Origin of the sequence: Chitinivibrio alkaliphilus ACht1 (assembly GCF_000474745.1) — a bacterium.
Lineage (GTDB): Bacteria > Fibrobacterota > Chitinivibrionia > Chitinivibrionales > Chitinivibrionaceae > Chitinivibrio > Chitinivibrio alkaliphilus.
Genome location: NZ_ASJR01000007.1, coordinates 60722 through 87152 on the forward strand (window position 1 = coordinate 60722; position 26431 = coordinate 87152).

At 46.1% G+C, this 26431-nt stretch carries 30 protein-coding genes; 11 read left to right on the forward strand and 19 right to left on the reverse strand.

Features of this window, described 5'->3' with window-relative positions; all coding sequences use genetic code 11:
• The first annotated feature begins 103 nt into the window (after positions 1-103).
• Positions 104-1912, forward strand: coding sequence for a tetratricopeptide repeat protein (locus CALK_RS04640; RefSeq protein WP_022636499.1), 1809 nt, complete (start codon positions 104-106; stop codon positions 1910-1912).
• A gap of 28 nt (positions 1913-1940) precedes the next feature.
• Here CALK_RS04640 and nadB read toward each other — a convergent pair whose 3' ends face one another.
• The 6 genes from nadB to CALK_RS04670 all read right to left on the reverse strand — a co-directional run bounded on the left by nadB (position 1941) and on the right by CALK_RS04670 (position 7965).
• Complete coding sequence (nadB, locus tag CALK_RS04645; RefSeq protein ID WP_022636500.1) at positions 1941-3539, reverse strand: L-aspartate oxidase; 1599 nt, start codon at positions 3537-3539, stop codon at positions 1941-1943.
• Between the two features lie 65 nt (positions 3540-3604).
• Positions 3605-4291 carry a LytR/AlgR family response regulator transcription factor gene (locus tag CALK_RS04650; RefSeq protein WP_022636501.1) on the reverse strand — a complete coding sequence of 229 codons (687 nt, stop codon included), beginning with the start codon at positions 4289-4291 and terminating at the stop codon, positions 3605-3607.
• Positions 4272-6023: a sensor histidine kinase gene (locus tag CALK_RS04655; RefSeq protein ID WP_022636502.1), complete on the reverse strand. Its 1752-nt coding sequence runs from the start codon at positions 6021-6023 to the stop codon at positions 4272-4274. The genes CALK_RS04650 and CALK_RS04655 overlap by 20 nt, the downstream gene beginning before the upstream one ends.
• Positions 6020-6889, reverse strand: a complete 870-nt coding sequence (locus CALK_RS04660) for an RluA family pseudouridine synthase (RefSeq protein WP_022636503.1) — start codon at positions 6887-6889, stop codon at positions 6020-6022. The genes CALK_RS04655 and CALK_RS04660 overlap by 4 nt, the downstream gene beginning before the upstream one ends.
• Positions 6889-7677 carry a hypothetical protein gene (locus tag CALK_RS04665; protein WP_022636504.1) on the reverse strand — a complete coding sequence of 263 codons (789 nt, stop codon included), beginning with the start codon at positions 7675-7677 and terminating at the stop codon, positions 6889-6891. The genes CALK_RS04660 and CALK_RS04665 overlap by 1 nt, the downstream gene beginning before the upstream one ends.
• A gap of 99 nt (positions 7678-7776) precedes the next feature.
• Positions 7777-7965: a hypothetical protein gene (locus CALK_RS04670; RefSeq protein WP_022636505.1), complete on the reverse strand. Its 189-nt coding sequence runs from the start codon at positions 7963-7965 to the stop codon at positions 7777-7779.
• A 202-nt stretch (positions 7966-8167) separates the two neighbouring features.
• On the opposite strand from CALK_RS04670, the gene tsaD reads away from it, so the two are divergent.
• Positions 8168-9163 carry a tRNA (adenosine(37)-N6)-threonylcarbamoyltransferase complex transferase subunit TsaD gene (gene tsaD, locus CALK_RS04675; protein ID WP_022636506.1) on the forward strand — a complete coding sequence of 332 codons (996 nt, stop codon included), beginning with the start codon at positions 8168-8170 and terminating at the stop codon, positions 9161-9163.
• 4 nt (positions 9164-9167) lie between these two features.
• Positions 9168-9323 carry a hypothetical protein gene (locus CALK_RS12800; RefSeq protein WP_022636507.1) on the forward strand — a complete coding sequence of 52 codons (156 nt, stop codon included), beginning with the start codon at positions 9168-9170 and terminating at the stop codon, positions 9321-9323.
• Here CALK_RS12800 and CALK_RS04680 read toward each other — a convergent pair.
• The 11 genes from CALK_RS04680 to pyrR all read right to left on the reverse strand — a co-directional run bounded on the left by CALK_RS04680 (position 9320) and on the right by pyrR (position 17720).
• On the reverse strand, positions 9320-9592 hold the full coding sequence (locus CALK_RS04680; RefSeq protein WP_022636508.1) for a hypothetical protein: 273 nt from the start codon (positions 9590-9592) through the stop codon (positions 9320-9322). The two genes, CALK_RS12800 and CALK_RS04680, sit on opposite strands and share 4 nt — an antisense overlap.
• Positions 9593-9679: 87 nt before the next feature.
• Positions 9680-10462: an SPOR domain-containing protein gene (locus CALK_RS12070; protein ID WP_022636509.1), complete on the reverse strand. Its 783-nt coding sequence runs from the start codon at positions 10460-10462 to the stop codon at positions 9680-9682.
• 85 nt (positions 10463-10547) lie between these two features.
• Entirely contained in the window at positions 10548-11138 is a 591-nt protein-coding gene (hisB, locus tag CALK_RS04690) for an imidazoleglycerol-phosphate dehydratase HisB (RefSeq protein WP_022636510.1), read from the reverse strand.
• 154 nt (positions 11139-11292) lie between these two features.
• A complete protein-coding gene (locus tag CALK_RS04695; RefSeq protein ID WP_022636512.1) occupies positions 11293-12180 on the reverse strand; it encodes a metal ABC transporter permease in 888 nt (295 codons plus the stop codon).
• 23 nt (positions 12181-12203) lie between these two features.
• The gene (locus CALK_RS04700) at positions 12204-12905 is read right to left on the reverse strand and encodes a metal ABC transporter ATP-binding protein (RefSeq protein ID WP_022636513.1); all 702 of its coding nucleotides are present in this window, start codon (positions 12903-12905) and stop codon (positions 12204-12206) included.
• Complete coding sequence (locus tag CALK_RS04705) at positions 12898-13776, reverse strand: metal ABC transporter solute-binding protein, Zn/Mn family (RefSeq protein WP_022636514.1); 879 nt, start codon at positions 13774-13776, stop codon at positions 12898-12900. The genes CALK_RS04700 and CALK_RS04705 overlap by 8 nt, the downstream gene beginning before the upstream one ends.
• Positions 13777-14412: a DUF6162 family protein gene (locus tag CALK_RS04710; protein WP_022636515.1), complete on the reverse strand. Its 636-nt coding sequence runs from the start codon at positions 14410-14412 to the stop codon at positions 13777-13779.
• Complete coding sequence (locus CALK_RS04715; protein WP_022636516.1) at positions 14412-14879, reverse strand: hypothetical protein; 468 nt, start codon at positions 14877-14879, stop codon at positions 14412-14414. The genes CALK_RS04710 and CALK_RS04715 overlap by 1 nt, the downstream gene beginning before the upstream one ends.
• A gap of 69 nt (positions 14880-14948) precedes the next feature.
• The gene (locus CALK_RS04720; protein ID WP_022636517.1) at positions 14949-16271 is read right to left on the reverse strand and encodes a dihydroorotase; all 1323 of its coding nucleotides are present in this window, start codon (positions 16269-16271) and stop codon (positions 14949-14951) included.
• Positions 16261-17190: an aspartate carbamoyltransferase catalytic subunit gene (locus tag CALK_RS04725; RefSeq protein ID WP_022636518.1), complete on the reverse strand. Its 930-nt coding sequence runs from the start codon at positions 17188-17190 to the stop codon at positions 16261-16263. Before CALK_RS04725 ends, CALK_RS04720 begins: the two co-directional genes overlap by 11 nt.
• A complete protein-coding gene (gene pyrR, locus CALK_RS04730) occupies positions 17190-17720 on the reverse strand; it encodes a bifunctional pyr operon transcriptional regulator/uracil phosphoribosyltransferase PyrR (RefSeq protein ID WP_034636802.1) in 531 nt (176 codons plus the stop codon). Before pyrR ends, CALK_RS04725 begins: the two co-directional genes overlap by 1 nt.
• Positions 17721-17865: 145 nt before the next feature.
• Between pyrR and CALK_RS04735 the strand changes: the two genes are divergently transcribed.
• The 3 genes from CALK_RS04735 to CALK_RS04745 all read left to right on the forward strand — a co-directional run bounded on the left by CALK_RS04735 (position 17866) and on the right by CALK_RS04745 (position 21082).
• Positions 17866-19110 carry a hypothetical protein gene (locus CALK_RS04735; RefSeq protein WP_022636520.1) on the forward strand — a complete coding sequence of 415 codons (1245 nt, stop codon included), beginning with the start codon at positions 17866-17868 and terminating at the stop codon, positions 19108-19110.
• Between the two features lie 110 nt (positions 19111-19220).
• Positions 19221-20348 (forward strand): MraY family glycosyltransferase, encoded by a 1128-nt coding sequence (locus CALK_RS04740; protein WP_022636522.1) that lies wholly within the window; start codon positions 19221-19223, stop codon positions 20346-20348.
• 2 nt (positions 20349-20350) lie between these two features.
• Positions 20351-21082 carry an SAM-dependent methyltransferase gene (locus CALK_RS04745; RefSeq protein ID WP_022636523.1) on the forward strand — a complete coding sequence of 244 codons (732 nt, stop codon included), beginning with the start codon at positions 20351-20353 and terminating at the stop codon, positions 21080-21082.
• Between the two features lie 120 nt (positions 21083-21202).
• On the opposite strand, the gene CALK_RS04750 is transcribed toward CALK_RS04745, so the two are convergent.
• Positions 21203-23215, reverse strand: coding sequence for an endo-1,4-beta-xylanase (locus CALK_RS04750; protein ID WP_022636524.1), 2013 nt, complete (start codon positions 23213-23215; stop codon positions 21203-21205).
• Between the two features lie 85 nt (positions 23216-23300).
• Between CALK_RS04750 and acpS the strand changes: the two genes are divergently transcribed.
• The 5 genes from acpS (at position 23301) to CALK_RS04775 (ending at position 26108) form a co-directional block, all read left to right on the forward strand.
• Entirely contained in the window at positions 23301-23690 is a 390-nt protein-coding gene (gene acpS / locus CALK_RS04755) for a holo-ACP synthase (protein ID WP_022636525.1), read from the forward strand.
• On the forward strand, positions 23687-24163 hold the full coding sequence (gene ruvC / locus CALK_RS04760) for a crossover junction endodeoxyribonuclease RuvC (protein ID WP_022636526.1): 477 nt from the start codon (positions 23687-23689) through the stop codon (positions 24161-24163). The genes acpS and ruvC overlap by 4 nt, the downstream gene beginning before the upstream one ends.
• 63 nt (positions 24164-24226) lie before the next feature.
• Positions 24227-24844 (forward strand): Holliday junction branch migration protein RuvA, encoded by a 618-nt coding sequence (ruvA, locus tag CALK_RS04765; RefSeq protein WP_022636527.1) that lies wholly within the window; start codon positions 24227-24229, stop codon positions 24842-24844.
• Positions 24841-25890 carry a Holliday junction branch migration DNA helicase RuvB gene (gene ruvB, locus CALK_RS04770; protein WP_022636528.1) on the forward strand — a complete coding sequence of 350 codons (1050 nt, stop codon included), beginning with the start codon at positions 24841-24843 and terminating at the stop codon, positions 25888-25890. Before ruvA ends, ruvB begins: the two co-directional genes overlap by 4 nt.
• A 2-nt stretch (positions 25891-25892) precedes the next feature.
• Positions 25893-26108, forward strand: a complete 216-nt coding sequence (locus CALK_RS04775; RefSeq protein ID WP_022636529.1) for a DUF2905 family protein — start codon at positions 25893-25895, stop codon at positions 26106-26108.
• Positions 26109-26110: 2 nt separating this feature from the next.
• Here CALK_RS04775 and CALK_RS04780 read toward each other — a convergent pair whose 3' ends face one another.
• Entirely contained in the window at positions 26111-26416 is a 306-nt protein-coding gene (locus tag CALK_RS04780) for an HU family DNA-binding protein (RefSeq protein WP_022636530.1), read from the reverse strand.
• Positions 26417-26431 lie beyond the last annotated feature (15 nt).

A 26431-nucleotide genomic window follows, 5' to 3' on the forward strand; every position in this document is an offset into this window, starting at 1 on the left:
GGGGCTCCAATTATTTTTATTGGAAAATACTATATTACGATGGCTAAACTAAAACATATATGAAATTATTCATGCAGCCGGTATATTCTCCGGGGTGGTGGCTATGAAATCTCGTGCCCTTTTACTCAGCTTCCTGTTTCTTATCTCCTGTGCCTACTTTAACACTCTCTATAACGGGTGGGAAGCCTATGATACTGCCTATGAACAGGAGCAAAAGCTTCTCAGTGAAGGCCATGACAGCGCTCGTGTTACCTCGCGTACGGCTGAACAATATGAACGGGCCGTGGAGAAAGCCGATAAGGTGTTTGCGCAGTTTCCTCGCAGTGAACGTTTTCACCCCAATGCCTATTTTCTCCGTGGTATTGCTGCATATCGTTTAGGGCAGTATCGAATGTCCCTTAACTCCTTTCAATCACTGCAGGCAGAGTTTCCCCAATCATCCTACATACCTGAGTCATGGCTCTATCTGGGACGGGCCTACCATGCCATGGGAGAATATTCCCTCGCGCGAAACACCTATGAATACGTCTTAAACTCCTTTCCTGATCTGAATGAAAATAACCGTGTCACCCTGCTCCTTGCGGAGGTTTCTGCCGAGACGGACGGACGCGGTGGAGCAGTTGAGTTTCTTATTACCGCCTATGAATCAGCAGAAGAGGTTGGGCAAAAGGTGTATCTCATAGAACGGATCTCTGAATACTACTACGATCTTGATTTGTATGACGATGCCCTTACATGGATAGCACGTCTGCCGGAGTTTGATGACTCATACCGTTCTGTTTTTTATCTCTGTGACCTGCGTAGAATACAAATTCTTCTGGCACAACAGGAGTATGACCATGCGGCGGAGAAAATTTCCCAGGGGCTTGACCGACGGGAGTATCTGGAGTATCGCAATGAACTAACCTATTACCGGGCCCGTGTGCTCTTAGCCCAAGGCGAAAAAAATCGTGCCTATCGCTTGTTTGAAGAGATTACCTACCGTTCAGCCGCAGATCATATCATGGCCTCCTCCTGGTATACCATGGCGACAATCTCCTTGGAAGTACGCGGGGATCTTGAACAGGGACGTACAGAGCTTGAAGAGGCTCGCTCCTATGCGGAGGGTGAGATGCTCCAGCGCATTCGTCGCCGCTTACGTGGTCTTACCTCCGTGAAAGAGTTTCGCACGGCCATGGAAGAGGAGCGTTCTGAGAATGTTTCCCTGGATCGGTATCGTGTGGGTGAACATTTCTGGCTTGATGTTGAACTCCCTCATAAGGCACTTGCGGAGTTTAAATACCTCTTATCAGATGAGGATCTCAGTGATTCTTTGCGGGTAAAGACCCTATATTCAAAGGCGATGCTTTATCGTCAGGTTGAAGCGGATACGCTTCGTTCCGATTCCCTGTTTCAGTCACTCATAGAAGAATATCCCTCTTCTCAAGCAGCTCAGGAGGCACAAAACATTATGCATCAGGAGGTTACCGTTGTGACCCGAAGAGATTCGGCAGCACAGCGGTTTCGACGTTCTGAACGCTTGGCAGAACGCCATGATGAGTATTCTGAAGAGGTGTATTATCACTATATAATTACGGCAATGCAGTATGAGGATATTCCGGATATTGCTGCCAAGGCTCTCTATGCAGCAGGTCGTGAGGCTTCACGCCGTCCCACCCGCCGTGATGACCGTCTTGATACGGTGGTGGTGCAAGTGTATAGCCGGCTGTGTGACTCCTACCCAGACTCTCCACAATGTGCGGCGGTTCGGCCGGCCTTGGAGACTGGGGCTGCCCGCGGGTATTTACGCGAATATGAGGAGCGGGTTGCAAAGGAAGAGGAGTATGCCACGGATCCCCTTGCGGAGGAAGAGCTTCCTGCGGATGAAGAACCGGGAGAACCCACGATACCTGATTTTTCAGATTGGTTCTAGACGGAGGAGTACCTCTGGAAAGTTGGTTCTACGTTTCTTTTCTTTGGGAGAAGACCTGTGCTTGGGCAGGATCTTTCTCAGGATAGTCACGGTTAAAGTGCAGGCCGCGACTCTCCCTTCGCTGTCTGGCCGCACGAATCACCAACTCTGCCACAATACCCATATTACGTAATTCAAGCAGTGACGTGGTAATCTTTGTACGTTTGTAGAAATGTTCTATCTCTTCACGGAGGAGGATAATGCGTTTCAGGGCTCGCGTGAGTCGTTCGTTGGTACGTACAATCCCCACATAGTCGGACATGATCTTCTGAATTTCTGTTTTATTATGGGAGATAAGCACCCACTCTTCAGTATTTGCCGTATTTGAATCATCCCATGGTGGAATCTCCTGCACTGGACAGCGTGGCTTCTGTTCTAAGGTTTCGCCAATAATTGTGGCAAAAACCCCTGCTTCAAGCAGAGAGTTTGAAGCTAGGCGATTGGCTCCGTGTACTCCGGTATACGCAGCTTCACCACAGGCAAAGAGGTTTTCTATTTCTGTCATGCCCGTATGGTTTGTGTGGATCCCTCCACAGGAGTAATGGGACGCAGGCACAACGGGAATAACATCGTGGGGGATGGAAATTCCCAGTTCTGTACATTTTGCAGAAATTTTTGGAAACCGCCGGGCCACACGAGCCGGGTCTTTGTCCAGTATTTCAAGGTAGACACAGGGAGAACCGGAGAGTTTCATTTCTCGGTCGATGGCGCGGGCCACGATATCTCGTGGAGCCAGCTCGCCCATGGGATGATAGGAGTGCATAAACTCCTCGCCATTACTGTTTAAAAGCCGTGCACCAAAACCGCGCACCGCTTCAGATATAAGAAAAGAGTGGGAGCGGGGGTGATAGAGAGTGGTTGGATGAAATTGGACAAACTCCATATTGGTAATAGCGCACCCAGCTCGCCATGCCGCGGCAATACCGTCTCCCGTGGCTACACTGGGATTGGTGGTATGTTCATAGATTTTTCCAATGCCCCCGGTGGCAATAATTGTCTGCCCTGCCACAGCGCGATGAAACTGTTTCTCCGAACGATCGTAGAGATAGGCGCCATAACAGCATTGCGGTTGCGTAAGACTGGTATGACGGTGGTGATCTGTAATAAGGTCAACGAGGGTGTGCCACGTAAGAATGGTAATTCCCGGTGTCTTTTGTACCTGCTCCGTCAGGGTTTCCTGAATGGTTTGGCCGGTATGGTCACGGGCATGGACAATTCGATGTACCCCATGTCCGCCTTCCCGTCCCAGGGAAAGCCCGTGAGGTGCTGTAGATGAAGAATTCCTGGAGAAGGGTACGCCGTAGTCAAGCAACTCCTCTATCAAGGCTGCACTATGGGTTGATACCAACTCAACTGCTGTTTTATCAGAGAGACCATTTCCCGTTTCCAAGGTGTCTGCCACATGTTGTTCTACACTGTCGTGCGGTGAGATAACCGCTGTAATGCCCCCTTGGGCGCGTTTGGTGCTGCCCTTGGAGAGATCTTGCTTGGTCACGAGTATAACAGACCCTTTTCGAGCTGCTTTGAGTGCCAAGAGCAATCCCGAAATACCTGAACCGATGATAAGAAAGTCACTCGTATATGCCATGGCTCCACCTTTGCTGAAGAATAAAAATAGGTGTTGCAGATGCCGCCGTGCGTCTTTTACTGTGCTTACGTAAAGAATTGCTTGTATTTTGCACGACTGATGGGTAGTTCTTCCCCCGTACACAGATGGGCACGGTAGCGACCGCCGCCGTACACGCGTACACGGTCAATTTTGGTTGTATCTACGATGTACGATTTATGAATACGGATAAACCGTGCTGGCAGAATTTGATGTAGGTTTTCCAGGGACTTGCTATACAAATAGGCCGGTTCCTTGGAGCAATGCAGTTCAGAATAGTCTTTTGCACCACTAATATAGATGATGGAGGATACGGGGATGAAGAGGCGTTCTCCGCAATTTTTTACGACAAGGGTTTGGGCTTCCTGCTCTCTATTGAGGCGTCCTGAAAAACGGTTAAGCGCCTTAGCAAGTCGTGTGGTGTCGTAGGGTTTTGCGATAAAATCGGTAATACCCAGTTCGAAAGCCTCAATCGCCCGGTCTGTATTTGCAGAGACCACAATAGTCTGGAATTTTTTTTCCTGAAGCTCCTTCAAAAGGGTAAAACCATCTTTCCCATTAAGGTTTAAATCCAGAAGCAGGAGGTCGATGGAATGTTGAGATACGTAGGAAAGACATTCTTCCATGGAGTGTGTAAGAACGCACTCCTCAAGAGCTTCACCAAGAAGCTCTCCCACCATTCGCTTGAGTCGCCGTCCCGAAACTTTCTCGTCTTCAGCAATTACGATATGCATATATGTTCCTTATGCAGATAGTCCACTTCCACCCACCACCCACAGGACCACCGGAGAGAGACCACTCTGTGCCGTAGGCTTCCTGGAGTCTGCTTTTAATGTAGGCACTTCCTGTTCCAGAGGTTTCTGTTTTTCCACGGGAGTTGCCGTCGTTCGACAAGTTAATGGTAAAATCTTTTTCGCCTCGATGACAGTCAAGAAGAAAATACCCCTCTTCCTGTTCGGAGAAACCGTGGGTTAACCCATTTTCTATCAGCGTATGCAGAATAAGGGGGGGAATCTTGATAGTTTCACGATAGTCACCGCTACACTGAAGTGTTATGGATTGTTCTTTTCGCATATTCATTACGGAAAGATGACTTTGACAAAGTTTTATTTCTTCACTCAGGACAACTAAATCCTGCCCGGCAAAGGCCATGAGATAGCGAAGTTCCCGTGAAAGGTGGGTAATAAGCCGTGTTGCCGTGGGAGGATCCTCTTCAATCCAGGCGACAATTGAGTGGAGGCTATTGAGAAGGAAATGAGGGTGGATATGTCGTTTCAACAATTCTAATTCCAAACGGGTACTTTTGATCTCTGATCGATAGGAATTTTTTAGCTGTTGGGAGAGTTGTTTTCCGATGGCAATGGTGATAAATATATTGAGTACGGATACACCAATAATCCAGCTATTGCCCACTCCCTGGGCAGAGGTTCCAATAATGAGGGCGATAAAAAAGAGGATCAGGCCGGAGAGAATTGTCTTACTTCCCCGCCGTTTTTTCAGGGTTGCGCCCAGGGCGATGGTGATGGCAAAGAGTGTCGCCAGATACCCGTAGAGGAGATTAACACTGTACCAAAAGGGAGCCCAATCAAGAGGGATGATGTTGTAATACGAGAGACGTGCCATGGTTAATACGGTGCAGGAGAGTACCGTGAGAAGGGTTCCCGTGATATGGCGATAGGATGCCTTAAAATGTGAGAGGAGAAAAAGCGGCAAGAGAAGTATGAGGCCGAGCCACAAAAAATCAAGACTTATGAGAAGCGGAAAAACATGGGTGGCGGAGATGCTTCCAAAACGAATAATCGCGTCGATACAAACATAGCCGGCGCAGCAGAGTGAGTAGAGACCAAAAAGAGTGTTTGTACGTCTTCTGCCCCGATACGAAAGAAGAAGGAGGTGAAATACGGCCGTGGTAAGAAAAATCCCTCCAAGGAAAAAGGAGAGAGCCAAGTCTTTGCGATTATGTAAGAGCACCTCTTCAGTATGGCCAAGGCGTATGGGATACACCATGCCACCACTGCTGAACGGAGCGGTAGAGAAATCAATGGTAAGGGTATTTTCTTCCTGAATATGATATTGCGGAATTCGGTGATGCCGTGAGGCAGAGGAGGTGTTTTCCTGGGAATCGTATTGTCCATGCCCAATAGGGGTGCCATTCCAGTAGATGTGGTAGGTATGCAGTAATACGGGGATGGAAAGCAGGAAGTCTTTCGTGAGATCGCCATGGTTCGGTACAGATATATGCGTTGTGAGGGAAATATCTCGTCCGGGGAGCTCAAGGGGGTGGTGCCGGGAGTGTGAAAAGAGCACGCTCTGCGTATCTTCAGCGGGGGAATGTTCGGTACGATGCCACTCTTGAAGAAAAATCGCTGTTGGGGTATCTGGGGAAATCGAGTAGGTTGGCACCGCACCGTGCACCGTGCCAAGGCAGAGCCCCAGGAGTATAAGGAGTATGACAGAGCGGCTCACGTTGTTTCTTCCAGGAAAAGATTGAGACGGTTCATGGTAGTTTTAAAATCATCAGGAAGGGGAGACGTGATGTGGTGAATACGATTTTTATAAGCAAAGGTAAGGGCTGCACAGTGAAGCATCTGGCGTGATCCGGGGGGAGCTGTGGAGGCTCCGTAGGTTGTATCATAGAGTATAGGAGTATGCATATGCGCACAATGAATACGCAATTGATGGGTGTAGCCGGTGCGAGGTGAGAGTTCTACCACGGCATGGTTTTTTGTAGCGCTCACAACCCGGTATGTGGTGACAGCCTCTTTAATCTTTCCTGAAGCACCTATGGTAATAGGACTTTGCAGACATCCTTCTTTCTTCTTAGGAACACCGGAAATAATGGCGTAGTAGGTTTTGTCAATCTGTCGTTGAGAGAATTTCTTTTGGAGGTCCACCAAGGCCCTTTTGTTCTTGGAAATAAGAATCACCCCTGAAGTGTTTCGATCAAGCCGATGTATAATATCGGCAGTTGGGTAGGAGGGGCTGTGACATTCTCGAAGTTGATAGATTAGATTTTGGGTGGGGGTCTTTTTGTTATTATGCACCAACAAACGCGGTGGTTTATGCACCGCCAGAAAATCGTCCTGTTCATACAGAATATGGTATGAGAGATCCCCCGGTTCTTCATATTCGTCAGGAAATAGATATACGAGGGTGTCTCCTGTGCAGACGCGATGGTGCTGCTGTAGGATGATCTCATTTACAGAAAATCGTCCTGCTGCTATCTCCTCTTTCCATTCAGCTTCTGTTTTATAGGTAAAGCGGCGTGAAAGGTATTCGCCTAAGCAGAGTCCGTCGTAGGCGGGTTTTACTTGAGAACAGATGCGTGGCATTAAATACCCTTTATCTTTTGTGCCTGAGCTTCCTGCGTTTTCTGCACAAAGAATGTAAGAAAGGGGTAGGCCTTTTGAGGTGGGCCTTGCGAAGATTGATTGACCAAGGTTGTGATATAATCACGTTTTTCAATTGTCTTTGCCGTCCATAAATGATGAATTGTTTGTAACCATGAGAGCTGGTGTGTCAAGATATCTTCTTCTGTTTCCACGGCTGTTGCACCGGCTGCTTCACGAGTATAGAGTTTTTGCAAAAATTCAAAGGACGAGCGAGACGAGCTACACACTTCAGTCTTCATGTGGGCGTATTCTTGAAAGGCAAGCTGTCGGAACGTATCTATTAATAGCCCGTCTTTACAGATTGTAAAGAGGAGGGCATCTTCCGAAGAAAGACGTGCAGGCGGGGTTTGGTGATACAACGTCTGTACAAGGTGATATACTCGCTCTTTTTGTACTTCATCACATCCATACAAAAGTGCTTCTTTTTCACATGTGGAAATACTTTCAGAAAGCATGGCCGGAGAGAGCTTTATAGAGCAGGGAACGAAAAATGGGGGAGCTTCGTAGCAGGAGAGGCGGAATATATACGCTGAGATAAGTAGAACATCCATCTCTTCCTCTTCTAGGAACAGAGAATTCGCGATCCCGCGACACTCAAGGGCAACCCGTTCTATATGATCATAGAGAAGATTTATTGTGTTTGCATAGGATACTGTTTGACGAACAAAGCGGTGTACAAATTGTTCGTACCGGATTTTAAAGGTATCGTACCATGAACTGGAACTCATGTTTGCCTCGCCTTGTATACTGTGAGAATACATTGTAGTATACATTACCGGCAAAGCAAGGTCAAATGAAAATAGAGAGTTGCGAAAACAACCCACCTATTATAAGAAGATTGACTTTATCTTTGACCAGTTATCTTCTCCTCGATCGATAGATCGGGTGCGGGGAGACAGTGATTCGTCAACTTGCTCCTGTCGAGTTGTATCAGCTTGCTTTTCTGAACTACTCTGCTCAGCAAAGGCAGAGACACTGAACACAAAAAAGAAGATACACACAAGATACTTTTTCATAATTCCCTCTATATTTCATGGAACAAAGCACTGTACTCAGTAATATAGTACAGATATTCAATTTTGCTCAAAAAAAAATGCTTCGGTTGCTTTTTCTCTTCTGTGCCATGCCACTTCACCCATATGGAAATGCAAAAGGATGTGTAATGCATATCCGTATATAATATATATTGTAGCTCATACCTTGGGAAGGATATACTCTATGCGTGTTTTGGGCATTGAAACGTCCTGTGATGAAACATCCGTTGCAATTATCGATAATGGACGCGTACGGGCAAATGAGGTTTTTACGCAAGATATTCATGCCGTTTATGGTGGTGTTGTACCGGAAATTGCCTCCCGTGAACACATTAAGAAAGTTGCTATTCTATGCAAAAAAGTCATAGATACCACGGTGGGATCTCTGGATGCTATCGATCTTATTGCTGTTACAGATCGCCCAGGTTTAGCAGGCGCCCTTCTTGTGGGGGTGAGTTTTGCCTATGGGCTTCATGTGGCAGAGAATATTCCCCTGATCGGTGTAAATCATCTTGAGGGACATATTGCTGCAGTTACCATAGAACACTCCCTTCGTCCACCCTTTTTTGCCCTTGTCGCCAGTGGAGGACATACTTCTATTTATCGTGTTGCGGAGGACTCCTATTCAATTTTAGGGCAGACAATTGATGATGCAGCGGGAGAGGCCTTTGATAAAGTGGGGAAACTATTGGGCTTTCCCTATCCTGCAGGACCTTATATAGAACGTGAGGCTCGTCGATATACCGGGAGTGATCCCATTGAGTTTCCCGTGGCACAAGTGACACAGTATGATGGAGCCAATTTTAGTTTTAGTGGTTTAAAGACGTCAGTGAAATACTATGTGCAGAAGTCCTCTGCACCTCTCTCAGAGGATGAGCGGGCTCGTGTCTGTTACTCTTTTCAAGAAGCGGTTGTTGCAGCATTTGTTCAGAATTTGCGTACCATACTTCATGAACACGGTTCCCTTCCCCTCGCATTTGTGGGGGGGGTTGCCTGTAATGGTCGATTACGAGAAGCGCTCTCTGAGGAATTCTCCAATGACGTGTTTTTTCCTTCACCAAAACTGTGTGCTGATAATGCAGCCATGATAGCTCAGGCTGGGGCACGCTTGTATCAACGTGGAGTAAGAAGATTTCCTCGTATGGAGCCAACATCACGCCTTACGGAAGAAAGAGGGTGATCATATGGAGTATGTTTTATTTATGCTCGGCGGATTGGTAAGCATAACCCTCTTGTCTATTACGATTCAGCTTATGCGACTTGAGCAACGGGCCCGGGATTTTTATCGGTATACAGAGAATAAAATAAAGCTCTTTTTTGAAAACAGTTCTTCCTCTTAAGCGTCCTGATCAAGTTCTTGGTACCCCAGTGCAACGAGATAGTGATCCATTGTATAGGTACCACGATTGGCCATGGCTTTTTCCCGTGCGGTCATAATGTCATATTGTGCAAGGGTTGCAGCTTCTTGCGGACTGGAAAAAGAAACGCGAAGTGATACTAGGGTTTTATCAATATTCCACTGACCATTTTCCTCTTTTTTTCGAACGATGCTTTTAAAATACTTTGAATCTGTTTGGATACTTCCTGCTTCAAAGAGTATCTTGGCCATGCTGATCAGTTCCTTTCCGTTGTGAAAAAAAGGGAGGTGGCGTATGGCCTTCCTCCCTTGTCTGTATGGCGGTTGTATGGATGTTACTTACCAGTCAGCGGTATCCCAGTCGTCCTCAATTACATCCACCTCTTCCACTGCTTCTTTAAGAGTGTCTTCGGGGATATCATCAGAGGGCTGAGAGGTATCTGTTTCGGCAACTTTCTCTGTATCCTCAGTAGACACCTTTTCTTCTTCTTCAGAACGGAGAGTGTCTTTGGTTTCAGAAGAGTGGCGTTCTTCATCTCGAGATCGTCCTAAGCCGTAATCGCCGATCCCAACATTGTCATTTGATCGGTTGTCAACCCAATAGCTATACCCTTGGGGAACAAGAACATTATCACCGAATTGTTCCGCCGCAGAGATGGAGCGAAAGCCGCCAATCCGCACACGGTAGTATGTACCTAATAGTTGGGGAGAAGGATTAAGAACCTCCGCGATATAAACGGGGTAGCCACTGTCCTCTAATTTTCGAGCCACATCTTCAGCTATATCCTGCGATGCTATGGTTGAAATTTGTACTACATAGGCACCATCAGTGTAAAACTCCGGCATGTACTCTGCATCATCGGAAATGGGGGGCTCATCCAAAGTGTCATCTATATCATCAACCCGCTCAAGGCCGCTGTCCAGCTCTGCTTCATCTTCTTCGTCTGTTGTATCTGTATCTTCAAATTCCCGAAAGAGATCGTCGGCAGTACGCTGCGACTCTTCAACTCTGTCACTTTCCTGTTCAACGTCTTGCGGTGCTTCCTCTTCACGTGAACCACAGCCCGTGAGGGTAAGTAGAAGGGCGAGGGAAAGAAACAGTGCTAAGGCGGGTTTTATCATAGCTACTCCTGTTTTTGTATGTTTTTGTCAGCTTTTGTTGATTGTATAATATACATCATAGGGGTGCAACAAATTAATGTAAAAATTATAAACTTCCCTTGGTAGAAGGGATAACATCTGCGGCGGCTGGATTAATCATACATGCATGGTGCAGTGTACGTCCAAGTCCTTTAAAAAGAGCTTCTAATGCATGGTGACTGTTTCTTGCACGGATGATATCAATATGAAGGGTCATCATGGCGTGATCAGCAAGACCCTTAAGAAAATCATACGCAAGATCTACCTCAAAGGTGTTGATGCGTCGATCACGAAGCTCTTCTGAATAGACAAGGTTGCTTCGTCCACAGATATCAGCAACAACGCGAACTAAGGCTTCATCCATGGGAACATAACTATGACTATAGCGGAATATACCGCGCTTATCCTGTAAGGCTTTTCGAAAAGCTTGGCCTAAGCTAATACCAATATCTTCTGCAGAATGGTGGAAATCAACCTCAATATCGCCAAGACATTTAATGGTCACGTCGAAGAATCCGTGTTGGGCAAAGGCTGTAAGCATATGGTCAAAAAATCCGTTGCCCGTACTAATCGTGCCCTTTCCCTGTCCATCAATAGCAAGATGAATATGTATTTCGGTCTCTCCGGTTTTTCTATGTATTTCAGCTATTCTGCTCATGAGGTTCCTTTTCCAGATTGTAATGGGACTCTGCCCGTTTCATAACATTCGCAAGATCATTTTCGAGGACATTTGCACGGAGCTGTATATGTACAACAAGCAGCACAATGCTCACAATCAATATAAAAAATAGTATACTCAGGGTAGGCATAATTTAAAACTTTTTTAACAGTTTGATATAAAATGTTGCGATGAAGATGATGGTTGCGGCAATAATAATTGCACCACCAGAGGGAATGTTAAGCTCCATTTCAGCAGGAATTAATATTCCTGCCGCCGCGCTGATCGTAGCAAAGAGAGTGCTGTAGAAGGTAAATCCTTTGAGGGATTTACTCACATTGGCAGCTGATGCTGCGGGAATGACCAATAGGGCCTGTACCAATACCGCTCCAATAACTTTTACTGAAGCAACTGTGATGAGAGCAATAAATACTACAAAGAGATAGTTTACGGTTTTTACGGGAACTTTCCGTACATGTGCCAAGGAAGGATTGAGTCCGCTCAACATAATATAATTAAAGCCGAATATTCCCGCAGCAAGAGTGGCAAGTGAAGTAAAGAACAGAAGTGTGAGGTCTACCGTAGTGAGAGTTAAAATGTTTCCAAATAAAAATTCATCGAGAGTGTGAAGGTTTATATCCCGCGTAATTGCCAAGACCAGGGTTGAACCTATGGCAAGAGAGGCTGCAAGGAAAACCCCAATGAGGGTATCATTTGACATATTGGTCCGGTGGCGTAGAAAGTTGAGGAGAATTGCAAAAAGGACTGCAAAGGAGAAGAGTGAGATATATGGTGCCTGCACCGGTTCTCCAAGAAGGATACCGATGGCAATCCCGGTGAGGGTTGCATTACCAATCGCACTGGAAAAAAATGCCATTCGTTTTGATACGACGGTAGTACCGATAAAACCGAGAATTGGCCCTGACATCAGTGCCGCAAGAAGGGCATTAATTACAAAGCTATACTTGAGAGACTCGGGAAGGAGCCCCTGCTGTACCAGTTGCTGGATAGTATGGCGAATAAAATCAAAGAAAAATTCCACGGCAATCGCTCCTCGCTGGTATCTTAGTGGGTTGAAAATATTTTAAAGATGTGCTCATCGTCCATGACATCCTTCGGAACACCGGAAAACATCATCTGTTTTTTAAGACAGGTAACTCGATCCGCTTTTTCCTTTACTTCCGCAAGATCATGGTGTATCCAGATAATCGTACATCCCATATCCCGCATTTCATAGATGGTTTCAGAGAAAATGGATGAACCCATTTTGTCAACGTTGTTCATCGGTTCATCAAGGATAAGTAGATCGGGGCGGGGAAGTAAGGCTTGTGAAAAGAGCACTCTCTGCCGTTCTCCGCCAGAAAGCTCAGAAAATTGGTAGTGTTCTTTTCCGGTAAGATGCAATTTTTTTATCACCTCTTTCACTGCAGTGCGCCATCGCTTTGATATGCCAAGGAAGGCCGGTCGTTTTTGAATGCAGAGACCAATATAGTCAAGCACTGTGAGAGGAACCGTGGTGTCAATGGTAATAGCTTGCGGCATATACCCGGTTACCCCTTCTTTTTTCGGCCATTCCATGGTGATTTTGCCCGCATGATTAATCTGCCCCATGAGAGATTTGACAAAGGTTGTTTTACCCCCACCGTTAGGGCCGATTATGGCATGCACTTCACCGGGATAAGCCGTGAAAGAGACGTCTTCTAAGACATGGTTTTGTCCAAAATGTACCGAGATTTTCTCCGTTGTAATACATGGTCCATTACTCATGATCTGCCTCTCCCCGCAAGGCCTTCACTATTTGGCCAAGATTAAACTCCATCCATGTTTCAAAATGCTCCGCAGTGTACTCTCCATAGGAGAGGTGAGACAGGGGAATCGCACGGATATCTGTTTCTTCTTTCAACACGCGTACAAAGGGGTCATCATAGTCGTGTTCTGAGAACAGTATCTCAATATTTTTTTCCTGAATCATTTCAATCACCTGTCGCATTTGTGTTGCCGTAGGATTTAAACCGTGGCCGGGTTCAAGGACTGCGTTGACCGTGACGCCAAATTCCTGGAGAAGGTAGGAGTAACCGCCATGGGTCGTCGCACATCGTATATCTCCGGTTTCGATATCGGATAGTTTCTCTAAGTAGGAAAATTTGAGAGAACGAAGCCTACGGGCATATTCTCCGGCATTTTGTCGAAAGGTACTTTCCTGTTCCGGCATGAGCTGTGCCAATTCGTTTGCGATATGGTAAATTTGGCTGATGGAAGAAGATATGGAGACAAAGGTATGAGAATTAAGCCGCTCTGAGCCAACAGACTCCGGTATAAGCGGGACATTATCGTTTGCGTAAATTAGGGTTATTTCATCAGCTCTTCCCGACGCGCTCAGCATATCTTCGACAAAATCGTCATGGCCAATACCGTTTAATACAAGAACATCTACCGAATCAAGACGCATAATATCGCGAGCTGTGGCTTGGTACGCGTGCGGGTTTGAACCGTCTGTGACAGTTACCACGGACGCTTCGTCCTGTACGATATTCTTAACAAAACTGTAGTACGGGTGCAGAGCAACGCCAATGGTAAGGTCTCGTCCGAACCCACTGATAATAAAACAGAGTAGGAAAAGTGCTATTTGTTTTGTCATTTAGTTATCTCTCCTGCTTTGACCGGTCATGTTGATTAATTCACGCCACCCCGCATCTATTAAGGCACCTTCTGTAACTTCTGAGGGAAGAGTAAACTCACCACGTTTAAACCATATTGAGTAGGGGGATTCTTGTTCCGGTGACACGGACAATATTCCTTCCATACTTTTTGTAAATTGTATTTTCAAGAGGAATGATCCATATTCCTTCGGCTTAGCAGATCGACCAATGTACGTTCCCTGCACATGAAATTTACTTTCTCGTGTGCGCAAGCGCCATGAATACTCACCCTCTCCAGCTCGCAGAGATACACGTTCAAAAGGGGCAACGAGGCGTTGCTCCAATTCTCGAATAGTGGGCCAGCGGGCTGTGCCCCGCGTGGACATTTCATCTTGAAATATATTCAAAACCTCCGTGGCACCTTCGGTATAGAGATCAGAATACTTTTTCCACTCCGTGTCGTTCAGAACTTCTGAGGCGTTTTGTTGGTGAGATCGGAGTGTTTGCGGTCGCTCCCGTTCTATGTTTCGTAGAATAATAAGAAGCGCTGCTATGACAATAATCCCCACGGAGATCAAGCTAATTGCGAGAACTTCCTTTGAATCATTTGCCGGTTTTACCTCACGAGATATCATTATTTTTTCCTCTTCCTAAATCCAAGATAAAACCCAACTATACCACTGAGAAGAAATATAATGAGGGGAACCACGATGGGGAGGGGGAGATCCGCATCTGCCAAGGCATCTTCAGTGTCAAGATCGTCCGTATTGAGGACCGGTTTTTCCTGTTCTGTCTCATTTGACTCAAGAGGCCCCGTAATGGTTCGACTATGAGCACGGTCAAGCATAAGGGTAATGGTATAGGGCTCATCAGGACGGTCAATGGTTATATGCCCCTCTTCAGGAACTTTTCCCTGCCAGATGGGGCGTCCTGTTGCTCTGGCATGAAGCACAAGATTTGCTCCCACGGGAATACTTCCATCGGTAAGCCCACCTTCAATGTATACCATGGAGTCTTCCACCGGTTCCGCCATAAGTAAGACACCATGAGCATGTGAAAGGGAGATTAGCATAAAAAACAGGGGAAGCACCTTTTGTATCATCGTATCCTCTTTCTTGTTAGAGTAATATCATACTGTATAAATATAGTTACTGTTCACGGTACGGGATGTTTATTTTTCCCTAAATACGATTTCACCATCCGTAATCGTAAGTACGGCTTTTCCGTGCAAGGTTTCACCTAAAAAGGCTGAGTTTTGTCCTTTGGTACAGAATGCATCTGCCGACACGGTCCACTCTTTGTTAGGGTCAATAAGGGTAACATCACCTACGGTTCCAGGAGAGAGCTCTCCTCCTTCTACATGAAGAACCTCTGCGGGGGTAGTAGAGTGTAGGGCTACCCATTGTAAGGGAGATATCTTCTGAGAATGAACAAGCTTTGGAAGGGTTGCTCCGACGGTTGTTTCAAGACCGACAACACCGAAGGCTGCCGTATCGAAGCCACCATCTTTATCTTCGATGGTATGAGGAGCATGATCAGAAGCGATAAGGTCAATGCTTCCTGAAATAAGCCCCGCAAGAAGCGCTTCCTGATCTTCCGGGCCGCGTAAGGGTGGGTTCATTTTTTTGTATGTATCATATCCTACATCTGCATGGGTGTACCACAGATAATGCGCTGCTGTTTCTGCTGTAACAGGAACGCCTCGTTTTTTTGCTGCAGCAATAATACGGACAGCCCCTGCGCTTGAAACATGACAAATGTGAATAGGGGTATTTGTGTATTCAGCAATGGCAATATGTCGTGCCACATCGATATCTTCAGAGATAGAGGGGATTCCTGGAATTCCCCTTTGCACAGAGTAGGCTGATTCATCCATGGCACCTTCTGCGGCAAGATCTTTATCTTCACAGTGGCAAAGCACCGGAAGGGAAAACATCTTAGCATAGGTAATGGCATGCTTGAGCATGTCAGAGCGATAGACCGATTTTCCATCGTCCGACACAGCGCATGCGCCGGCCTTGTGCATCTCGCCGTACGGTGCCAGCTCTTCTCCAGCGAGGCCTTTTGACATGGCGCCCACGGGGTATACCCGAGCAGGAGAATAACGACTTTGCTGTTTGATATACCGTATTTTTGCTTCTGTATCTGTCACGGGGGTTGTGTTCGGCATACAGGCAAGTGCGGTAAACCCACCTGCGGCTGCAGCGGCAGTTCCTGTTTCAATTGTCTCCTTGTGTTCCCCTCCGGGTTCACGCAGATGCACATGTATGTCAATGAGCCCGGGGGTAATCCATTTGCCAGTTGCATCAATGGTTACGGTGGGGGTGAAATTGGAGGGAATCGTTCCTACTGCATATATTTTCCCGTCCAAGAGGGCCACATCCCCCACTTCGTCACGATTGTTTTTGGGATCAAGAATTCGCCCGTCGCGAATCAATATGGCGTCTTTCTTGCCCGTTCTTTGGGATACTTCTTTGGTATGTTCATTGTACATTGTCACCTCCGCCGAGTAGATACAGCACAGCCATTCGTGTCGCCACACCGTTTGTTACCTGATCAAGAATTAAAGAATTATCGCTGTCAGCAACATCTGAAGCAAGTTCAACGCCCCTGTTTATTGGTCCTGGATGCATAATAAGTGCATTCTTCTGTGCCCGTTTCATTTTTTCTGCATCAATCCCAAAAAAAGAACGATACTCCCGTACAGAGGGAAAGAGACCTCGTTGCTGCCGTTCAAGCTGAGGGCGTAAGAGCATAATTACATCAGCATCTTCAAGAGCGTCATTTACATCGGTTGTGCAGGGGCACCCCAAGGCATCATGATCGTGGGGGAGAAGAGTTGAAGGAGCGCAGAGAGTGACATTCATCCCAAGGGTTTTCATGCCCCAGATATTAGAACGGGCAACCCTGCTATGAAGTATATCGCCTACAATGGTAACTTTTAGGCCCTCCAATCGCCGAAGCCGTTGTCGTATGGTCATAATATCGAGAAGTGCTTGGGTTGGATGTTCGTTATAGCCGTCCCCAGCATTAATAATAACAGCATCGGTACAGGTGGTTAAAAAAAGAGGTATTCCTGCACTCTGATGTCGCACCACTATCATGTCAATCTTCATGGCTTCTATATTTTGTATTGTATCCTTGAGGGTTTCCCCCTTCGACACAGAAGAGCCGGAGGTTGAAAAATTAAGGGGATTTGCAGAAAGTCGTTTTTCAGCCATTTCAAAGGAAAGTCGTGTCCGCGTAGAGTTTTCATAGAAAAAATTAACCACTGTTTTCCCGCGGAGCGGCGGCACTACTTTTACTTCTCGCTGCAACACTTCATGAAATGTATCCGCCGTATCAAGAATTGTTGTAATGTCGTCATGAGAAACCCCTTTGAGGCCAAGAAGGTGTTTGATAGAAACAGGCATTATTGTCCCTCCCGCGGAAGAATTTGTACGGCTGTCTCCACCTTGTCCACGGTGGAGCAAAATAATCGCAAGGTGTTTTCCCGTGCTACGGTAGAGATAATTCGTCCTGAATAGTCTGGCTGTATAGGGATTTCCCGTTGCCCACGATCAACCAGTACAGCTAAGCGTACAGTGCCGGGACGACCCATATCCATAAGTGCATCAAGGGCTGCACGAATTGTCCGTCCCGTGTGAAGAATATCATCAACAAGGATAAGGTTTTTTCGCGATATGTTAAAGGGGATGTCTGTTTCTCGCGCTGGGCTTCCTGCGGCAGAGTAGCGATAATCATCCCGATAGAGGGTTGTGTCGAGAACGCCAAGGGGAAGGGATATGTTTTCAAAGGATTCTATGTTGTTGCGAATTTCCTGTGCAAGCCAGACTCCCCGTGTTTGAATCCCCACCAAGGCGAGACCTTCCGGAGCAGGTTCTTCTTCAACAATCTGCAGAGATATTCTCCGTATACACTGTTCTATTTCTTTGGAATTCATAACAGTTCTGCCCGTTTGCACTGCTCCTCCGAAGGTAAAACGTTTTCACTGGTAAAATAATTTTGATATTGCCTTTTTAGCTAATTTAATTTATTTATGTCCAATGATTCGAATTGTACAAACGCAAACATGTAAGGAGTTTTGTATGAAAATGAACGTGTTGACTGCCCTGTGTGTTCTTTTGGGGATCGTCAGTGCCGTGGGGCAAAATGCTCGCATGGCCTCTCTTGGTACATGGTCGCAACAGGATGCATCAGATCTACTGTATACGCCTGCTTTGATGACCCGGTATAATGACATGATACAGGTAACGGCAAATACAAATAATGATCACACCTTCTTTGTTGCAAAGCAAATGAATAGCGCCTTTTACCTTGGTATGAGCATTGAAGCACAGGACATTGTGCGCGGACGCTTTTACTCCCGTGCTGATGATTATATCACATTCTTAGAGATTGGTATTGACCCCTTTGATATGCCGCAATTCTTTGCCGCCTTAGATCTTGGCGCATTTTCATTAGGTGTAAAAACTCTCTATGAATTTGATCTCTACCGAGCAACATCAGAGGATGATGATGGTGACACCGATACAGAGCGTGAACTTGTTTCTACCAAAGGGGTGCATCTGTCAGCACTGTTAGGGGGAGAAAATACAACGCGCTTGAAACCAACCTTTACTATAGGGCAGCTTCGTGCAAGCTCCTATGAAGAGTCAGAAGCTCTTGATTCCGAGTTTGAAGAACGTACCGATTTCGGCCTTTTGCTTTCAACCGGTCTTGAAGCACGTATTCCCACGGCGGCTGCCGAACTCGTTCTTGCCGGTGCGTGGACGCTTGAGAAATATGAGTTTGAGGAGGAAGTTGACGGTACGTCCAGTTCTTTAAGTGATAATACGTATAGCGATATTTTTTGGGACTTTCGTGCTGGCCTTGTGGGTGAGATGCTTGATAATCTTCAGTGGGTCGCAGAGTATCGTGGAGCCATTGATGTAAACAAAACAGTTACTGATCCTTCCGGTTCGAGTGATGTTACAACGCGAACACGAAATACGGCGCATACGGCGGCGCTTTCCTTTGAGAAAGCCGTAGAAGGTATCTGGCGTTTTGAGCATCTTACTCCCCGGTCTGGTTTTGCCTATACGCTTCGCCCCGGTGGTTGGTCACGGCGTAATGATGATGAAGTGCGTACATCGTGGATAAACAGTGATGGAGTTAATCTTACTACCGGTGTTGGTATGGGTCTTGGTCGTACTGCCTTAGATGTGGATGTTAACTTTGGTAATTGGGATGGTGTCTTGACTGGTCCAACCGGTGCCGCTGCAACCCTCACAGTTGATTTTGGAAGTGGCTTTGAAGCAGCCACTTCTTCTGCTGGTGAGGAGCGTGAATAAGTTTTCTGGAATATGAATTATATGAGTTTTATAGCGACCTTTCTAAATGGAGGTCGCTTCTTTTTTGTGCCTGTATTATTTTTAGGGGATATTTTTATGGGATATGCACTATGATTTTTGATGTACTCTACGGCATAACAGGCCTCCCCCTTTTCCAAAGTCGTTTTTTCGCGGCTTCTGCTGCAGTGGTTCTTGCCTTTATTGGCGGCATGCTTTTGTTTCCTCCGTATATACGACTCCTTCGCCGTTTTCATTTTAGTTCTGAGCTCGACACTGCAAAGCGGCAACCCGTAATGCCTGCGGGGATTTTCTTTATGCTTCTGCTTATTCCCATTGTGTTGCTTACATCTCGATTCAATGTGTATGTTACCTCTGCCTTGATTGTCTATTTTTGTTACAGTCTCATTGGTGCTGTAGATGACATTGCCAAAATCTATAATAAACGTCGGTTAATTCGTAAGGAAATAAGCCTTAAGGATTATCAATATAAAACAGATGGCATCTCTGCATCTTTACGGTTGGGGCTCTATCTCCTTATTGCCACCATTACGGCCATTGTGTGCTACTGTCTTATTCCGGAAATTAATAGGGTCGTTACGGTTCCTTTTTGGGGCTCTTATGAAGGGGTTGAGCTTCCCGTATATGTCTTTATTCCCCTCATGTCTCTTGTTATTGCTATTTTGGCCAACGGCGTAAACTTTACCGATGGGTTTGATACCCTTGCCACGGTGCCCCTTCTTACTAATTTTGTATTTATCGCCTTGATAGGCTACGTATCAAGCAGGCCTGACTGGAGTCGTTATTTTATTATCCCGCAAATTCAAGGTATTAATGAAATTATTCCCTTTGTTGGAGCGGTCTTGGGTGTGCTCCTTGCGTTTTTGTGGTTTAACTCTCCTCCTTCAGATATTATTATGGGTGATTCTGGATCTATCGGTTTGGGAGGGCTTCTTGGTATACTCTTTGTGTTTACGAAGTCGGAGTTTTATATGCCCATTGTTGCCTTTGTGTTTCTTGTAGAGTTTGCTTCAAGTTTTATCCAGATATTCTATTATAAAATGACAAAAAAACGAATTTTTCTCATGGCTCCCATTCATCATCATTTTGAGATACATCTGAAACGAAAAGGGGTTTTTAATCGCAAGGGTGATGTGATCTCAAAAATCACGTGGCGTTTTCATATTCTTTCCATATTTCTTCTCGTGGTGGGACTTGTCTTATACATGAAGGTGAGGTAGGAATGGTAACAGATTTGGATAGCAACTATACCTCTCCTGCGGGGAAAGAGTTTTCCCTCGTTGCAGGACGATTTGCCTGTATATCCCCTGCGAGTTCTGTCTTGGATGCAGGCTGTGGGTATGGAGAGGGAGTGTGTAATATTGCTGATGAGTTTCGGTGTAAAGCTGTGGCGGTTGACTTAAATGAAGATAATATACGTGCTGCGCGTCAACGGGCAGAAGAGCGAAAAATAAGCCATCTCATTCAATTTGAATCGGAGAACCTTCTAAACCTCTCGCCTGCGCATCACGGTTTCGATTTGATTCTTGCTGAAGGAGGTATTCTCAGCTTGCTTGGTCGTGAGACAGGTCTCTCTCTTCTTGGTGAACGTCTTGCTCCGCGAGGGTGGCTTGCTTTTTCAGACCTGATCCTTCTGACAGGCATTGAAAATATTCCCCGTGAAGTTCTTCATATTTATGAAAATTCACGCTATCATTATGAGAATGAAGCATCCTATCGAAAGATGATTACCGGTGCTGGATTTGATATTCAGTTAATGACCCTGGTACCGCCCAGCGGATGGGATAACTACTATGCTCACATGGCTCGACGACTGGAGGATAATGATGGGATGTTTGCTGACCCTGCAGTGAAAAAATTGTTTCATCGTGAAATCGATATCTTTTATCGTCTTGAGGGTTTTCGCTATATCGGCTACCTGTTCGGCATGCTGAGGAAAAAAAGCGATCTATAAAGAAACGAACGCTTATACGGGGAAAGCGTTCGTTCTCATAACTCGGGGAAGTTATGGGGCTTAAGAAGCCACTCATTGACCGTATCGGTCATACACTGCTCATACTTTATTATTTTTTTCTTAGGGAATAAAAAGTCGTTTTTGTACGTGTGTGCCCTCAGATGAACGAAGGCGAAGAATGTATATTCCTCGGGCTAGTTCGGAGAGGTCAACCTGGGTTTCTCCTGCGGGAAGAGAGAGTTTCTTTCGTTCTCCTCGAGGAGTAAACAAGAAGAGTTCTTCTGGCTTTTCAGCAAAGTTGAGTAGTCGTCCCTTTTGTGTAATAACACGGGGAGGGGCCTGCTGGTTTTTATCGGGAAGAGTTGTGGTGGGGGTGTCTTTCTGTAATATGAGAGAGTCCTTGTGGCTGGAAGATAGGATGATTTCAGCGGATTTTTCAATGCCCTCAAGCTCTGTTTGTAGGGAATAGGTGCCACGAAACCCCCGGAAATTAAGGGTGCCTTCGGCAGTTGTACGTACTTTCTTGTTTGTTGTCCACAGAGTGTCCCATAAGTACCGTATTGAATCAGCCACGGGTTTTGCACTTTTATCTACCCGGTACAGACCAGCGCCGTTGCTTCCATGTATCGGAGCAACCCACTGTTTTTTGTCCCAAAATCCCCACAGCAACATTCCTTCTACAGCAGGGTGGGAAAAGACTGTTCGTATAAATCTGCTATATTGTTCAGCCTGTTCCTCCTCACAAAGATGAAGCCCCGATTCTCGTGTTCCCATATCAAATTCCGTGATTTTTATGGGGAGTCCTGCTCTACTGAGTTCGTCAAGGCGGTGCCGTATTACTTCTGGGGAGATGGAGTTATTTCCGAAGTGTCCTTGAACACCAAGACCATGGATTGGTACATTGCGTTCACGCATGCCTGTTACCAAATCTACAAAGTTCTCTGCCTGTCCTCCTGCCAGTAAGGAGTATTCATTAAGAAACAAGCGGGCATCAGGGTCTGCCCTATGTGCCCAAATAAAGGCGGAATCAAGCAGTGCCCATTCGTTATCTGGAAAGAGGTGAACCGTCTTGCGAAATAGGGCGAGTTCATGAATGGGCTCATTCCACACATCATACTCCTGAATTTTGCCTCGATAGTAGGAGACATCACGGATAATGCGCTCACGAATTGCATCTACAAGTTCTTCCGGGGCGAGGCTGTTAGACCAGTGATCCTCAAATCCGTATTGCTGTAGCCCCCACATGAGAACATGCCCACGCAGGGGGATATCGTGCTTTTTTGCATATTCAGTGTATTTGCGCATGTTTTCTCTGTCGGGGCTTCCCGGTACAGGTTCAAAATCTACCCATTTTAAGGCATTCTCCGTAACTATTTCTGAAAAATATTCACGCGTTTTCTCTCGGTACCACGAATCATAGGGGCCAATTGTGTCAAGATTGAAGGCTGTGCCGAAGGAAAATTCGTGACGTTGGAGCTTAATCTGTACATCGGTATGCCTCATGGGGCTTCCCGTTTTGTCAAATAGGTGGAGGGAGAAATCTTCTTTGCGTATGCTGTCAATACGTGCGGGGGCATCATGGTACCATTGGTTGGTTTCATCAATTTCTTCAATTTCATACAGAGATATGTTATCTAAATGGTAGATTCCTTCACCTGTGGCAAGTCCTATATTGATAATTAATGCATCGGTTCCGCTGGTGTCGCTGTAGAAATTTCCTGAGAAATGTTGAAACTCATCTTCTTGAATATTTAAGCGAAACCCTTCTTTATACGTCCAGTCATCATAGGAGACACTGACATGAATTGGTGCGGGTCCCCGTGCATCCATGGAAAATCGGTAGAGCTGGTTTTTACGGGCAGTCCATGAAGGGACTCTAATTTGAATATGCCAGTTTTCTTCCTGTTTTTCAGATATCTCAATCTTTGCCCCGTAGTTTCCCGATGCAGCTGCTTCAGAAGATTGGAAGTTGGCTGAAAAGAGGTCTGTAGAAACGTGGTCAGCATGGGTGACTTCCCATGAAGGATCGTAGCGTTCAAAGTCTCCGGTGGGAATAAGGTTTTCTCCATGCAGGGGGAGTATCATACACGCAAGAATACTATGGAAGACATATAGTATGATTCGCCGTTGCATTGATTCCTCCAAAAAAACGGGTATAACGTATATTATACTTCGGAAAATGTGGTTGTGCAGGTTTATTTGATGAGGAGATACGGGTATGATTCTCGGGATTGGTACGGATATCGTTTCGGTGGCTCGAATTACGCGGGTATTGCAGAAAAAATATGCCCATCGCTTTATCGACCGTGTCTTCACGCCAGCAGAGCAGGAGTATTGTGAAAAACAGGTTGGCGGGCGGTATGAAAGATATGCTGCACGATGGGCCATAAAGGAAGCCCTCTACAAGGCATTGCCAGAATCGTGTCAATCTGGTGCAACATGGCGTTCTGTAGAATGTGTGCGTAGCACGGGTAAGGGGGGGGTTCATATTTGTTCGCAGGAGCTTTCGGCTCAGCTTTCTGAATATGGAGATCTGCAAGTGCATCACTCAATCAGTCATGACGGTGGTGTGGCCGTGGCCTTTGTTATATTGGAGGTGTCTCCATGATTATTGTTGGGATCGACCCGGGGACTGTCGTTACGGGGTTTGGGGTACTCTCAGTAGAACAGGGACGGGTGCAATGCCGCGAATACGGTGTCATTCGAACTGGTAGAGATGACTCCTTGGTTCGTCGTCTTCGTGATATTTATGTAAGTCTCCAGTCAATTTTAAGTCGTTGGGAGCCACAGGTGGTCTCTGTTGAAAAAGCCTTTGTCGGAAAAAATATACAGAGTGCGCTCAAGCTGGGTCAGGCACGGGGGGTTATCCTGCTTGCTGCAGATCAGGCGGGGGCATCGGTGGTTGAGTTTGCTCCCACCACGGTAAAAAAAAGTGTCGTGGGAAATGGGCGTGCGCAAAAAGAGCAGGTGGAATTTATGCTTCGTCGTATTCTCCGTCTTTCTCCAGAGCCAATTAAGGATGACGCCTTTGACGCCTTAGGGCTGGCTCTTTGTGCATACAACCATGGCAATACATATTGACTCTTCTTTTACGATGTGACAAAACGTATTTTTACAGATACAGTATGCGGGGAGCGTTACAATATGTATGAGTTTATTCGAGGAATTCATGTTAGTTCCGGTATCGATTATGCGGTGATTGATGCCGGGGGAGTCGGATACCGACTCGGCATTTCGCACAATTGCAGTATTGCCTTACCCCCCCGTGGAGAAGAGGCCTGCCTCTTTGTTCACTTTCATGTGACAGAAAATAGTCAAACTCTCTATGGGTTCATCGATCATCAAGAGCGTTCCCTCTTTGAAATTTTAATTGGTGTTAATAAGATTGGTCCGCGTGTTGCCTTAAACATTCTTTCCACTTTGACCGTGAGTGAAATTGTTTCTGCAGTTACGCAGGAGCGCCCGGCCCTGTTTACGTCCGTATCTGGGGTGGGGGCAAAAACAGCATCCCGTTTGGTGTTGGAGTTACAGGATAAGCTGGATATGGAGTTGATGGGAACCTCTCTCTCGCCTTCCACCAATGAGCATGTCGAACAGGAAGGTGCATCAGAGTATACCCTCGAAGATGAGGCTTATACTGGTCTTATAGCCCTAGGCTTTACGGATGGACAAATAAAAAAGGCTTTGGAACGTATGCGTCAGTCTGATACGGTTTGTGAGACCGTTGAGGAGTGTATTACCAAGGCATTGCAGGTGATATGAACAGTAATATAGAACGAATAGTTTCTCCCGTGAGCGAAGAGCATGATGTTGATTTGGATCGAACCCTTCGGCCGCAAACCTTCGCTGATTTTATCGGGCAGGAGCAGTTAAAACAAAATCTTTCAGTTTTTGTTGCTGCGGCAAAAAAACGGGGGGAGGCTCTCGATCACATCCTTTTTTCAGGTCCGCCGGGATTGGGAAAAACAACCCTTGCACGAATCTTGGCGAATGAAATTGGCGTTGGAATTACCATTACGTCGGGGCCAGTTTTGGAGAAAAAAGGTGATCTTGCCGGAAATGTGACGGGGTTGGAAGAGCGGGAAATTTTCTTTATTGATGAAATTCATCGGTTAAACCGAGTGGTGGAGGAGTCTCTTTACCCAGCAATAGAAGACTTCTGCTTTGATATTGTAACAGGTGAAGGGCCAGCGGCAAAATCAATTCGTCTTCCTCTCAAGCCCTTCACTTTGGTGGGGGCAACCACGCGGGCAGGGTTACTTACGGCTCCCATGCACGCGCGCTTCGGCTATGTCGGGCGTATGCAGTATTATACCCCTGAAGATCTACAAAAAATTGTTCTTCGCTCTGCAAAGCTTTTGAATATTCCCTGTGACCCCGGTGCTGCTTTAGAGCTTGGTCGCCGTTCTCGGGGGACACCCCGTATTGCAAACCGCCTACTGCGGAGAACCAGAGATGTAGCTGACGTTCGGGGCAATGGTCATATTACCACGGACCTTGTGCACAAAACCTGTAAAATGCTCGGGATAGATACGGGGGGGCTTGATGAAATGGATCGAGCGATTCTCTCCGCGATAATTACCCATTATAAGGGAGGTCCCGTAGGTATTAAGAATATTGCCGTTGTCGTAGGGGAAGAGTCTGATACAATTGAAGATGTGTACGAACCATATCTTATTCAAGCGGGGTTTCTAAAACGGACTCCAAAAGGGCGCGAAGTAACGTCTAAGACCTATGGGTACCTCGGTATGTCCCGTAAAGAGAGTTCCACGGGGCAGATTAATCTGTTTGACTTGGAAAGTGAGTGATTATGAGTTTATTTGACTTAGGCAGGCTCTTGCTGATATCTGGTGTACTTCTTTTTATACTGGGTATTCTTTTTATCTATTTTCACGACCTTCCCGATGGAAAGCTATGGGGTGATATGTTCCTTCGCCGCGGAGGGCTTAGAATTTACGTCCCCGTAACCACGACGGTATTCGTAACCCTTATTATTACCTTGGTGGTAAATATCTTTCTTCGTTAAAGTTATGAATCTTTGTTCATAATTTTTGAGTCAATTCTGTCACGTAGCAAGGTGGAAGCCTCAAAAATAGGTTTAAAACTTTTATTTACTTGTACCACCTCATTCGTACGGGGGTTTCGTGCTCGGTGTGCAGAGCGCTCCTTTGTCTTAAATCGCCCAAACCCGCGAAGCTCAATATTTCTTCCTTGTTGCAAAGCCTTGCCGATACTGTTCATAAAAGACTCTATCACAAGTTTTGTGTCGCTTTGAGTTTGATTACACTGCTCAGAGAGGCGTTCTACCACTTCCCGTTTTGTTATGTTTTTCATATGGTCTCCATATTT